Annotated in this window: 8 protein-coding genes; 1 reads left to right on the top strand and 7 read right to left on the bottom strand. The window is 61.6% G+C overall.

Annotated features, from left to right (window positions below; all coding sequences use genetic code 11):
* Nucleotides 1-9: 9 nt before the first annotated feature.
* The 7 genes from ACOI8A_RS04120 to ACOI8A_RS04090 all read right to left on the bottom strand — a co-directional run bounded on the left by ACOI8A_RS04120 (nucleotide 10) and on the right by ACOI8A_RS04090 (nucleotide 10951).
* Nucleotides 10-2724: a molybdopterin-dependent oxidoreductase gene (locus ACOI8A_RS04120; protein ID WP_420648808.1), complete on the bottom strand. Its 2715-nt coding sequence runs from the start codon at nucleotides 2722-2724 to the stop codon at nucleotides 10-12.
* Nucleotides 2724-3041: a nitrite reductase small subunit NirD gene (gene nirD, locus ACOI8A_RS04115; RefSeq protein WP_034152866.1), complete on the bottom strand. Its 318-nt coding sequence runs from the start codon at nucleotides 3039-3041 to the stop codon at nucleotides 2724-2726. The genes ACOI8A_RS04120 and nirD overlap by 1 nt, the downstream gene beginning before the upstream one ends.
* A complete protein-coding gene (gene nirB, locus ACOI8A_RS04110) occupies nucleotides 3038-5491 on the bottom strand; it encodes a nitrite reductase large subunit NirB (protein WP_420648807.1) in 2454 nt (817 codons plus the stop codon). The genes nirD and nirB overlap by 4 nt, the downstream gene beginning before the upstream one ends.
* 299 nt (nucleotides 5492-5790) lie before the next feature.
* Nucleotides 5791-7464, bottom strand: coding sequence for a protein kinase domain-containing protein (locus tag ACOI8A_RS04105; RefSeq protein ID WP_420648806.1), 1674 nt, complete (start codon nucleotides 7462-7464; stop codon nucleotides 5791-5793).
* 7 nt (nucleotides 7465-7471) lie between these two features.
* Nucleotides 7472-8683, bottom strand: coding sequence for a nitrate/nitrite transporter (locus tag ACOI8A_RS04100; RefSeq protein WP_420648805.1), 1212 nt, complete (start codon nucleotides 8681-8683; stop codon nucleotides 7472-7474).
* A gap of 465 nt (nucleotides 8684-9148) precedes the next feature.
* On the bottom strand, nucleotides 9149-9724 hold the full coding sequence (locus ACOI8A_RS04095; RefSeq protein WP_420648804.1) for an ANTAR domain-containing response regulator: 576 nt from the start codon (nucleotides 9722-9724) through the stop codon (nucleotides 9149-9151).
* A gap of 15 nt (nucleotides 9725-9739) precedes the next feature.
* A complete protein-coding gene (locus ACOI8A_RS04090) occupies nucleotides 9740-10951 on the bottom strand; it encodes a CmpA/NrtA family ABC transporter substrate-binding protein (protein WP_420648803.1) in 1212 nt (403 codons plus the stop codon).
* A gap of 143 nt (nucleotides 10952-11094) precedes the next feature.
* Here ACOI8A_RS04090 and ACOI8A_RS04085 point away from each other — a divergent pair, with 143 nt between their 5' ends.
* The gene (locus ACOI8A_RS04085; protein WP_420648802.1) at nucleotides 11095-12123 is read left to right on the top strand and encodes a quinone-dependent dihydroorotate dehydrogenase; all 1029 of its coding nucleotides are present in this window, start codon (nucleotides 11095-11097) and stop codon (nucleotides 12121-12123) included.
* Nucleotides 12124-12372: the final 249 nt, after the last annotated feature.

Here is a 12372-nt window from a genome sequence, read left to right as displayed (position 1 = left end):
GTTTCCTCTTCAGATGACGGCAACCGGCTGCACATTGGCCGCCAGCAAACGCTTGATTTCCGGGACGCAGGAGCCGCATTGCGTGCCGCAACCCAATTCTTGTTTCAGCCCCGGCAAGTCCAGACCCCGGTGGATGCCGGCGCAGACTGCGCTTTGACTGACGTTGTTGCAGTTGCACAGGGTTTTATCCGCAGCGAGCTGCGTTCCGGTGCTGCCCGGTGGCGCACTCATCGGTGCCAGCAGCCAGCGCCGCAACTGCTCGTCCGCGCGGCCCTCCAGCCACAGGCCTTGCAACCAATGTTGCGCAAGGGTTTCGCCAGCGAGGCGAATGGCGGTGATCCGGCCGTTTTCGATGCGTACTCGTTTGCCAATGGCGCGGCGCGGGTCGTCGTAAGCCAGTACCGGCCCGTCAATCAAGCTCAAACATTCGTCAATCTGCCGCAGTAACTGCGGATCTGGCGCAACCGCGCTGGCGGCGCGTATCAGCAATGCAGGGCGTTCCCGGCCGACAAGGCTGAGGCTGACGTAGGAAAACGCCTCACACAGCGGTCGAAGTGTCTCGAAATGCCGTTGAACATCGCCCTCAATCAGAGCGAAAAGCTGCCAAGGCAAATCCACCGTTTCAAGGCGTACGCCGCTGTGCTTGAGTTCGGGTTGTTTCGAGAGGGGGTCAAAGGCCGGCAGGGTCAACGTGTTCACGCCGCCCTTGAGGAATCGGTCACCCCAGTGCATCGGCAGGAAAGCCTGGCCCGGACGCACACTGTCGTCGCTGCCGACCGCGACAATCACTGTGCCACGACGGCTTTTCAGATTGACCAGATCACCCGGCTGCAACCGGTGCCGACGCAGTTCGTCCGGGTGCAGACTCAGCACGGCTTCGCTGACATGCCCGAACAACTGCGCGGCGGTGCCGGTGCGGCTCATCCCGTGCCATTGATCGCGCAGGCGGCCGGTGATCAGCGTTAGCGGGAAACGTGCATCGCGCTGTTCTTTGGCTGCGCGATAAGGATCGGCGACAAATTGCGCGCGACCGCTGGCCGTAGGAAATATGCCGTCAACGTAGAGGCGTGTTGTGCCTTGACGCGCTCCGTCAGGAAACGGCCACTGCTGCGGCCCGAGTTCATCGATCAAAGCATGGCTGATCCCGGACAAATCCAAATCGCGGCCACGGGTCAGCAGTTTGTATTCGTCGAACAGCTGCGCAGGGCGATCGAACGCAAACAGGCTTGGTTGTTGCGGGCGCAGACGTTTCTCCAGACGTTGTGCGAAATCCACCGTGATCGCCCAGTCCGGCCGTGCTTCACCCGGTGCGACAATGGCTTGGCGCACGTGGGAAATCCGCCGCTCGGAATTGGTCACCGAGCCTTCCTTTTCGCCCCAGCTCGCAGCTGGCAAAAGCAGATCGGCAAACGCAGCAGTTTCAGTGGTGCGAAAGGCTTCCTGCAGCACCACGAACGGACATGCTTCAAGCGCTGCGCGCACGGAAGTCTGATCCGGCATCGATTGCGCGGGGTTGGTGCAGGCGATCCACAACGCCTTGATCTTGCCACTGCGCACTTGCTCAAACAGCTCAATCGCACTGAGGCCGGAATTTTCTGGCAACGAATCCACGCCCCAATACTCGGCCACTTCGGCGCGATGCTCAGGGTTGGTCGCATCGCGATGGCCGGGCAGCAGATTGGACAAACTGCCGGTTTCCCGTCCGCCCATGGCATTCGGCTGACCGGTCAGCGAGAAAGGTCCTGCGCCGGGCCGGCCGATTTGTCCGGTGGCCAGGTGCAGATTGATCAGCGCGCTGTTTTTCGCGCTGCCAGCGGTGGACTGATTCAGGCCCATGCACCACAACGACAGAAAACTCGGCGCGGTGCCGACCCACTCGGCGCACTGCTGCAATTGCTCGACACTGATTCCGCACAGCTGGGAAACCGTGGTCGGGGTGTAATCGCGCACCAGATTCTTCAGCTCGGCAAGGCCTTCGGTATGTGCGTTGACGAAGTCGCGGTCGATCCAGTCTTCCCACAACAGCAGATGCAAAATCCCATGAAACAACGCGACATCGGTGCCCGGCAGGATCGCCAGATGCAGATCGGCAAGGTCGCAGGTGTCGGTGCGCCGTGGATCGATAACGATGACTTTCATCTGCGGGCGGCGCGACTTGGCTTCTTCGAGGCGACGAAAAAGTACCGGATGGGCGTAGGCCATGTTACTGCCGACGATCATCACGCAATCGCTCAGGTCCAGATCTTCGTAACTGCACGGCGGCGCATCGGCGCCGAGGCTGCGCTTGTAGCCGACCACTGCCGATGACATGCACAGCCGCGAATTGCTGTCGATGTTGTTGGTGCCGACCAGTGCCCGCGCCAGTTTGTTGAAGGCGTAATAGTCCTCGGTCAGCAACTGTCCAGAGATGTAGAACGCCACGCTGTCCGGGCCGTGTTCGGCGATGGTCTCGGCGAACACCTGAGTCGCGTGATCGAGCGCGGTGTCCCAGTCACAACGGCTGCGCGCCAGGCTTTTGCCCAGCCGCAGTTCCGGGTACAACGCGCGCGCCGCCAGGTCGCCGGTCAGGTGCAGGGTCGAGCCTTTGCTGCACAGTTTTCCGAAGTTGGCCGGGTGCGCCGGATCGCCGCTGACGCCGAGGATGCGCTCGCCGTCATGCTCGATCAGGACGCCGCAGCCGACCCCGCAATAGCAGCAGGTCGAGGCGGTCGTCTGGCGGTTCATCAGACGGCGTCCCGCAGGGCCAGTTGCACCCGACCATTTTCCACTCGCGCCGGGTGGTGGTGCGCGCAGCCGATATCCGGGGCCTGGGCTTCGCCGGACTCCAGGTCGATCTGCCAGTTGTGCAGCGGGCAGGCCACGCGTTTGCCGTAGATCAGACCTTGTGACAGTGGCCCGCCCTTATGCGGGCAGCGGTCATCGAGGGCGAAAACCTCATCGTCGCTTGTACGAAAAATCGCGATGTCACCTTTCGGCCCGGCAATGATCCGCGAACCGAGGGCGTTGATTTCATCCAGCGCACAGATATCGAGCCAGTTCATGCCGGCACCTCCAGGTTCTTCACAGGAATGACATCGAATTCTTTCTTCAAGTGCGGCTGCGCGAGGCGCTCTTTCCACGGATCCTGCTCGAACGACAAGGAGAATTGCAGACGCTCGTTCAGCGCCTTGCGGCGTTCCGGATCTTCCCGCACGGCCTTCTTGATGTGCTCCATGCCAACGCGCTGCATGTAGTGCACGGTGCGTTCGAGGTAGAAGGCTTCTTCGCGGTACAGCTGCAAAAACGCGCCGTTGTATTCGCGCACTTCCTCGGCGGTCTTGAGCTTGACGAAGAACTCGGCGACTTCGGTTTTGATCCCGCCGTTGCCACCGATGTACATCTCCCAACCGGAATCGACGCCGATAATTCCTACGTCTTTGATACCCGCTTCCGAGCAGTTGCGTGGGCAACCGGAGACCGCCAGTTTCACTTTATGCGGCGACCACATGTTGAACAGATCGTGCTCAAGCTCAATGCCCAGTTGCGTCGAGTTCTGCGTGCCGAAGCGGCAGAACTCGCTGCCGACGCAGGTTTTAACGGTGCGGATGGATTTGCCGTAGGCGTGGCCGGATGGCATATCGAGGTCTTTCCAGACACCCGGCAAGTCCTGCTTCTTGATCCCCAGCAAATCGATTCGCTGGCCACCGGTGACCTTGACCATCGGCACGTTGTACTTGTCGGCGACATCGGCAATCCGCCGCAGCTCGGACGGATTGGTCACACCGCCCCACATGCGTGGCACCACCGAGTAGGTGCCGTCTTTCTGAATGTTGGCGTGCGCGCGTTCGTTGATCAGGCGCGATTGCGGATCGTCCTTGGCTTCGCCCGGCCAGGTTGAGATCAGGTAGTAGTTGAGCGCCGGGCGGCAGGTGGCGCAACCGTTCGGGGTGCGCCAGTTGAGGTAGCTCATGCTGCCGGCGATGGTCAGCAAGTGTTGCTCGCGAATGGCCTGACGAATCTGCCCGTGGTTGAGGTCGCTGCAACCGCAGATGGCTTTTTCACTTTTCGGTTTGACGTCGGCCGCGCCGCCCACGGTGTTAATCAGGATCTGCTCGACCAGTCCCGCACAGGATCCGCATGAGCTGGCAGCTTTGGTGTGCTTCTTCACTTCATCGACGCTGAACAATCCATGTTCCTGAATCGCTTTGACGATGGTGCCTTTGCACACGCCGTTGCAGCCGCAGACTTCGGCGTTGTCGGCCATGACCATGGCTTTGTCCTGGCCTTGGTGTCCTACGTCGCCCAGTGCGTTTTCTCCGAACATCAGATGATCACGGATCTCGCCGATGGCGTGATTCTCACGAATCTGTCGGAAATACCAACCGCCATCCGCCGTATCGCCGTACAGACAGGCGCCGACCAGCACGTCATCCTTGATCACCAGCTTTTTGTACACCCCGCCGATCGGGTCGGAGAGGGTGATGGTTTCGGTGCCTTCGCCGCCCATGAAATCGCCGGCGGAAAACAGGTCGATGCCGGTGACTTTCAATTTGGTCGAAGTCACTGAACCTTGATAACGGGCGAAGCCCAGTTGTGCCAGGTGATTGGCGCAGACCTTGGCCTGTTCGAACAGCGGCGCCACCAGTCCGTAGGCGATGCCACGGTGGCTGGCGCATTCGCCGATGGCGTAGATGCGCGGGTCGTAGGTTTGCAGGGTGTCGTTGACCAGAATCCCGCGGCTGCACGGGATGCCGGATTTCTCCGCGAGTTCGGTATTGGGACGGATGCCTGCGGCCATGACCACCAGATCGGCGGGGATGATCTCGCCGTTGTTGAACTGCACCGAGCCGACCCGGCCATTGCCGGCGTCGTGCAGGGCTTGAGTCTGTTCGCAAAGGCGAAAGTGCAGGCCATGGGATTCGAGGGCGGTTTGCAGGAGTTGGCCGCTGGTCTTGTCCAGTTGCCGTTCCAGCAGCCACTCGCCGATGTGCACCACGGTGACGTGCATGCCGCGCAGCATCAAACCATTGGCGGCTTCGAGGCCGAGCAGGCCACCGCCGATCACCACGGAGTGTTTGTGGGTTTTCGCGGTGTCGATCATCGCCTGGGTGTCGGCGATGTCGCGGTAACCGATCACGCCCTGCAAAGTGTTGCCGGGTATCGGCAGGATGAACGGGGTCGAACCGGTGGCGATCAGCAGGCGATCGTATTCAGCTTCGGTGCCGTCTTCTGCGATCACGCGACGCTTGACCCGGTCGATCTCGACCACTTTGCGGTTGAGCAATAACTTGATGTTGTTTTCCAGGTACCAATCGAGATCGTTGAGCACGATGTCTTCGAAAGTTTGCTCACCGGCCAGCACCGGCGACAGCAGGATGCGGTTGTAGTTGGTGTGCGGTTCGGCGCCGAAGACCGTGATGTCGTAAAGCTCGTCGCTCAGCTTGAGCAGTTCTTCCAGGGTGCGGACCCCGGCCATGCCGTTGCCGATCATCACCAGTTTGAGTTTTTTCATCAGGTTCTCCGGGAGCTTGGGGCTTGCCTCTTGTGGGCAGTCAGGCCTTGCTCGACAAATAATGCGCAAACAAAAAAAGGCGTCCCGCTAGTTGCCTAGCGAGGACGCCTTTGTCCTGGTCCCGTTCTCTCGGGAAGCCCGGCCTTCGTCGTTGAAGGTTGGGCTTTATGTAAGTTGAAACAGGTAATGCAGTGGTTGTGCCAAGTGGTGAGGGTGCCGTGATTAAAGGGGTTTGGCTGCGGGAGCAGGGTTTTCGATGCACCGTCGCGAGGCATCGCGCTCGGTTTTGAAGCGTCGGATCAAGGCTGATGAAACAGCAAATACAGCAGCACCAGATTCCCCAACAACGCCACCAGCGCCAATGTCCGCCAGACCTTCAGCGGCTCACGCTCGAGCAATGGCCTCGGTCGCACCGTCAAACTGTGGCGTTCACCTTGCTCCAGCACCAGCAACCATTCCTCCGCCGTTTCAAAACGCTGCAAAGGGTCCGCCGCCACGCCGCGCTCCAGACTTTGCGCCAGCCACTCCGGCAGATCCGGTCGATAGCGACTGGCACTCACTGATACGCCGAATCGCGGACGCTGAAACGCCTCAATCTCGCCGTAGGGAAAATGCCCGGTAAGCAGGAAATACAAGGTCACGCCCAGCGCATACAAATCCTGCTGCGCAGCGGGCGCATCCCCGAGAAAGGCTTCCGGCGCGATGAAGCTCGGCGTGCCCGGCAAAGTTGACGGCGTGTCTTCGGACAATCCCTGGCAATACGCCAGACCAAAATCCAGCAGCCGCAACTCGCCGTCATCGCCCAGCAGCAGATTCTCCGGTTTGATGTCGCGGTGCAGGATCTGCCGCCGATGCAGCAGGCCAACCGCGCGCAGCAGCCGTTCAGCCAAATCCTGCCATTGCGCCAACGGGAGCGGGCCGCTTTGCTCGAACAGTTGCGCGAGAGTCGATCCGGAATATTCACGCATCACGTAATACAAATGCTGACGTTGAGTCAGCGCGTGCACTTCAGGAAAATGCCGTCCGGCGACCCTTTTCAGAAACCATTCTTCCGACAATAACGCCTGACCTGCCTGCGCATCATCGGCCAGGCGCACAGGCAAGGTTTTCAACAGCCACGCCTGGCCTTGTCCATCGAGTACCCGATACAGCAGCGATTGCTGACTCTGAGCGACGATCCCCTGCACCTGCCAGCCTTCAAAGCTCTGGCCCGGTTTCAAGAGTGGAGGCAGCGGCCATTGCTGCAGATGCATCAACGCATCGCCAATATTTGCCTCACCCAGCGCATCGACCCGCACCAGCAATGCGCTGGCGTTGTCCTGACTGCCCGCCAGATGCGCAGCGCCGACCAGTGTCTGCGCAGCTGCGGGCAGATCTGGCTGATCCCGCAGAACCGCCGCAATCGCCGTATCCCCCAGCGTCGACCACACGCCATCGCTGAGCAGCACAAAGCTCTCACCCTCGCGCAATTCACCGTCGCGAAAATCCAGCACCAGGTGTTGATCCAGTCCCAGGGCGCGCTTGAGCACATGCTGCATGCCCTGCTGATCCCAGACGTGATCGTCGGTGATGCGCTGCAAGGTGTCTGCATGCCAGCGATAAACCCGACAATCGCCCACATGCGCCAAGGTGAAACGCCTGCCGCGCATGACCAGAGCGCTGACCGTGGTCAGTAACGGCTGACCGCCGCCGTTGGCCTGCAACCAGCGATTTTGCGCGAGCAGCAGGCGATCCAGTGCCTGCGTCACGCTCCAGGTCTCCGGGGTGGCGTAGTAGTCCAGCGCCAGTGCCTGCAAGGTCGAGCGCGCGGCGAGTCCGCCATCGGCGCACTGGCTGACGCCGTCGGCGATGGCGAACAGAAAGCCCTTGCTCGCTGCCAGCGCGGGGGCTGGAGTGACCAGGCGCAAGGCGTCCTGATTCTCCGCCCGCGGGCCGGTGCCGCTGGCATCGGCGAAACTCAGTTGCAGCGCCATGCAGGCCTCAGACCCGCGCAGCGGTCACGGCCGCCGAGCCCCAAGTGGTTCTCCAGCGACGCTTCACGCCATGCAGGCCGAACCACGCCAGCACACCAAGGCTGGCAAACAACCACAGCGCCAGTTGATAGCTGCCGGTGCTCTGCTTGATCGCACCCATCCCCGCCGCCAGAGCAAAACCGCCGATACCGCCGGCCATGCCGATCAGCCCGGTCATCACCCCGATCTCGCGGCGAAAGCGCTGTGGCACCAGTTGGAACACTGCGCCGTTGCCTGCGCCTAAACCGAGCATGGTGCAGACGAAAAGTGCCAGCGCCGCGTAGGAACTTGGCAAGTTGAAACCGACCGCAGCAATGCAGATCGCCGCCACCGTGTACATCGCCAGCAGGGTGCGAATGCCGCCGAAACGATCGGCCAGCGCGCCGCCCAGCGGGCGCATCAGGCTGCCGCCGAACACGCAGGCAGCGGTGTAGTAACCGGCGGTTACCGGGTTCAGGCCGTATTGGTCGTTGAAGTAACCGGGCAGGGCGCTGGCCAGACCGATGAAGCCACCGAAGGTCACGCTGTAGAAAAACATGAACGACCAGCTGTCGCGGTCGCCCAAGGCCTTGAAGTAGTCGGCCATGGATTTGGCTTTCGGCCGCTCAGGAGCGTTTTTCGCCATCCATGCGAAGAGTACCAGCGTCAGGATCAATGGAATCACGGCGAAGCCGAAGACGTTGCTCCAGCCGAACGCGGCAGCCAGCACGGGTGCGATCAGCGCGGCGAGCACGGTGCCAGAGTTACCGGCGCCGGCAATGCCCAGCGCTTTGCCTTGATGTTCTTGCGGATACCATTGCGAGGCCAGCGGCAGGGCCACGGCGAACGACGCCCCAGCCATGCCGAGGAACAGCCCGAGGATCAGCGCCTGTTCGTAGCTGTGAATCCCCAGTTTCCACGCGCCGAACAGTGCGCAGATGACGATCACCTGGCCGATCAGCCCGGCGGTTTTTGGCGACAGGCGATCCGCGAGCATGCCCATCGCAAAGCGCAGCACGGCGCCAGCCAGGATTGGCGTTGCGACGACGAGGCCGCGCTGTTGCGTGGTCAGGTGCAGGTCGGCGGCGATCTGCACCGCGAGCGGGCCGAGCAGATACCAGACCATGAAGCTCAGGTCGAAATAGAGGAAGGCCGCGAACAGGGTCGGGGTATGGCCGGATTTCCAGAAGCTTTTATTCATCGCGCACCTCAGCTGTAAGAGTCTCGAGAAGGAGTCATTGACCAGCAAGTGGAGCGCCGCCACGGCCGCACCACCGGCCCCGGGCTGTGGGGCCAAAACGCAAAAACGCCGCTACCCGGATCGCTTGTGGGCGAGGAGGGTGAGCGACGTCTTTGTCGTAGGTGGGGCAACCGCCGTTGGTTACCTGTAGTGATTACTTAGCGAGAACTGTGCCAACAGCGGAAGAGCAAAAGCCCCTCACCCTAACCCTCCCGAAACGTCGGACCGCCCGGAGGGAGAGGGGACTGACCGAGGTGTCTGACGTCAAACATCGACCTGAAAGACCGAGTCGATTATGGATTCACAGCAGAAAACACAGGTCGGCGTGTTTCGCGAGCATCCCCCAATCAGTCCCCTCTCCCCCCGGGCGGTCCGACGTTTCGGGAGGGCTAGGGTGAGGGGCTTTTGCTCTTCAGTGAGGCAACCTCAGCCCAGCAACTCGCTCATGGCAATGATCTGTTCGGCAACCTGAATCAGTTTCTGCTGGCGGCTCATGGCCTGGCGGCGCATCAGCGTGTACGCCTCTTCCTCATTGCAGTCCTTCATCTTCATCAACAAGCCCTTGGCCAGTTCGATGCGCTTGCGCTCGGCCAGCTGCTGGTCGCGGGCATGCAGTTGCGCGCGCAACGCCTGATCGCTTTCGAACCGGGCCATCGCCACGTCGAGAATCGGCTGCAAACGTTGTGCGTGAATGCCTTCGACGATGTAGGCACTGACCCCGGACTTGATCGCCTGACGCATCACGCCGGGGTCATGTTCGTCGGTGAACATCACGATCGGCCGGGGCTGGTCGCGGCTGACCAGCACCACTTGTTCCAGCACATCGCGGCTCGGTGACTCGGTATCGATCAGAATCACGTCGGGGCGCACCGTTTCGACGCGCGCGGGCAGGTCGATGGTCAATCCCGATTCGTCGATCACCTCGAAACCGGCCTCGGTCAGCGCGGCTTTCAGGCGCCCGACTTTTTTCGCGGTGTCGTTGATCAGCAGAATGCGCAGCATGTTCGCGATCTCCTGTCAGCGGCGGGCGAGAAGGGCAGCGCTGTCACTCAGCGCGTGCAGCTTGAAACTGCGGGCGTAGGCTGCGGGGTCGCTGCCGTCCCAGATCTTGCCGTCGATCAACTGGCTGCTGCGCATATCGTCCACGCCCAGCGGCACACCGATGGCCGTCGCTGCGTCGCGGTATAGCGCCAGTTGCTGCACCTGACGGGCGACACTGAGGTAATCCGGGTCATCACGCAGCAAACCCCAGCGGCGGAACTGGGTCATGAACCACATGCCGTCCGACAGGTACGGCAGATTGACCGCGCCGTCGCCGTGAAAGCGTAGCGCGTGCGGGTCTTGCCAGCGATTGCCGAGACCGTCGGCGTAGTCGCCGGTAAACCGCGGTTCGATACAGGCAACCGGCGCGTCGAGATATTCCGGCGCGCTCAGCAACTGTGCGGTGCTGCGGCGGTTTTCCGGGCTTGCTTCGATGAAACGGCTGGCTTCGAGAATCGCCATCACCAGCGCCCGTGCGGTATTCGGATACTGCTCGACGAAAGCGCGGGTGCAGCCGAGGACTTTTTCCGGGTGATCGGGCCAGATGGTCTGGCTGGTCGCCAACGTAAAGCCGAGATCCTGTTGTACCGCGCTGGCTGCCCATGGCTCGCCGACGCAGAAACCGTCGATACGCCCGGCCTGCAAGTGCGCGACCATTTGCGGCGGTGGTACCACCACGCTATCGACATCGCGCAGTGGATGAATGCCTTGGCTCGCCAGCCAGTAATACAGCCACATCGCGTGAGTGCCGGTGGGGAAAGTCTGCGCGAAGGTGAGTTTTGCGCGCGAATGGTGCACATGGCGGTCGAGCGCTTCAGGACTGGTCACACCGAGCCGTTGCAAGCCGTGGGACAGGTTGAGGCTCTGACCGTTCTGGTTGAGGCCCATCAACACCGCCATGTCGGTCGGCGCCACGCCGCCGATGCCCAGATGCACCGCGTAGATCAGGCCATACAGACTGTGCGCGGCATCCAGTTCACCGCTGACCAGTTTGTCGCGCAGATTGGCCCACGAGGTCTGACGCTTGAGGTTGAGGGTCAGGCCATAAGGTTGAGCGAAGCCCTGCGTGGCGGCGACCACCAGCGAGGCGCAGTCGCTCAGGGCCATGAAGCCGAGATTGATTGCGCTTTTTTCCGGGGCGTCGCTGCCGTTGACCCAGGCCAGCGGCCCGGCAGAAGGTTGAGTCATTGCATGCACCTGCAAAAGCGATCGTGAAATACCGGGGTGCAAGGCATATGCCACGCACATGGATTTGCGCGTGCGCCTCGCGCCGCAGGGTCATGCCCGGCTATAATCGCCGCCTCTTTTCGCCGCCCGAGTCATCGCCGCCCATGTACACCCTGGCCCGTCAGCTGTTGTTCAAACTCTCCCCGGAAACCTCCCACGACCTGTCGCTGGATCTGATCGGCGCGGGCGGACGTTTGGGCCTCAACGGCTTGCTGTGCAAGGCCCCGGCGCACGTGCCGGTGAACGTCATGGGTCTGGACTTCCCGAACCCGGTGGGTCTGGCCGCAGGTCTGGACAAGAACGGCGCGGCTATCGACGGCTTTGCGCAGTTGGGTTTCGGTTTCGTCGAGATCGGCACCATCACCCCGCGTCCGCAGCCGGGCAACCCGAAACCACGGATCTTCCGCTTGCCAGAAGCCGAGGCGATCATCAATCGCATGGGGTTCAATAACCTTGGCGTTGATCACCTGTTGGCGCGGGTTGCTGCCGCCAAATATAAAGGCGTGCTTGGGATCAATATCGGCAAGAATTTCGACACCCCGGTCGAGCGCGCAGTCGACGACTACCTGATCTGCCTGGACAAGGTTTACGCCCACGCCAGTTACATCACGGTCAACGTCAGCTCGCCGAACACCCCGGGCCTGCGCAGCCTGCAATTCGGTGATTCGCTCAAACAGTTGCTGGCGGACTTGGCCCTGCGTCGCGCCGAACTGGCGCTGCGTCACGGCAAGCATGTGCCGCTGGCGATCAAGATCGCCCCGGACATGACCGACGAAGAAACCGCGCAGGTTGCCCAGGCACTGATCGAAACCGGGATGGATGCGGTGATCGCCACCAACACCACCCTGAGTCGCGTTGGCGTCGAAGGCATGGAACATGGCGACGAGATGGGCGGTCTGTCCGGTGCGCCGGTGCGTGAGAAGAGCACGCACACGGTGAAAGTGCTGGCGGCGGAGCTGGGCGGTCGTCTGCCGATCATCGCGGCGGGCGGGATTACCGAAGGCAAGCATGCAGCCGAGAAGATTGCTGCCGGCGCGAGCCTTGTGCAGATCTACTCCGGCTTCATCTATAAAGGCCCGGCGCTGATTCGTGAATCGGTGGACGCCATCGCCGCAATGAAAGTCGGACGCTGAATCTGGCAAGGGGCTCTTGTGGCGAGGGGATTTATCCCCGCTCGGCTGCGCAGCAGTCGTCGTTTCTGATCTTTTGATTTATCTGGGGCACCGAGGTGACAGGTTTTGGGGCCGCTGCGCGACCCAACGGGGATAAATCCCCTCGCCACAGGAATAGTGTTGAATGTGATGCATAAAAAAGGGCTCCTCGAAGGAGCCCCTGGGCCGCAGCCCGCCGTCCGGGAGGGACGTGCGTGGTTAAGGTGTTAC

The organism is Pseudomonas sp. P4795 (genome assembly GCF_048822895.1).
Taxonomy (GTDB): domain Bacteria; phylum Pseudomonadota; class Gammaproteobacteria; order Pseudomonadales; family Pseudomonadaceae; genus Aquipseudomonas.
The sequence above is the reverse complement of the archived record's forward strand: the minus strand, read 5'-3'. Positions and strand labels throughout refer to the sequence as shown.

What these genes read in the sequence shown, in the direction of transcription:
- ACOI8A_RS04120 (WP_420648808.1), bottom strand. Translation starts at nt 2,724, where the DNA reads ATGAACCGCCAGACGACCGCCTCGACCTGCTGCTATTGCGGGGTCGGC.
- nirD (WP_034152866.1), bottom strand. Translation starts at nt 3,041, where the DNA reads ATGAACTGGCTCGATATCTGTGCGCTGGATGAAATCAACGCCCTCGGT.
- nirB (WP_420648807.1), bottom strand. Translation starts at nt 5,491, where the DNA reads ATGAAAAAACTCAAACTGGTGATGATCGGCAACGGCATGGCCGGGGTC.
- ACOI8A_RS04105 (WP_420648806.1), bottom strand. Translation starts at nt 7,464, where the DNA reads ATGGCGCTGCAACTGAGTTTCGCCGATGCCAGCGGCACCGGCCCGCGG.
- ACOI8A_RS04100 (WP_420648805.1), bottom strand. Translation starts at nt 8,683, where the DNA reads ATGAATAAAAGCTTCTGGAAATCCGGCCATACCCCGACCCTGTTCGCG.
- ACOI8A_RS04095 (WP_420648804.1), bottom strand. Translation starts at nt 9,724, where the DNA reads ATGCTGCGCATTCTGCTGATCAACGACACCGCGAAAAAAGTCGGGCGC.
- ACOI8A_RS04090 (WP_420648803.1), bottom strand. Translation starts at nt 10,951, where the DNA reads ATGACTCAACCTTCTGCCGGGCCGCTGGCCTGGGTCAACGGCAGCGAC.
- ACOI8A_RS04085 (WP_420648802.1), top strand. Translation starts at nt 11,095, where the DNA reads ATGTACACCCTGGCCCGTCAGCTGTTGTTCAAACTCTCCCCGGAAACC.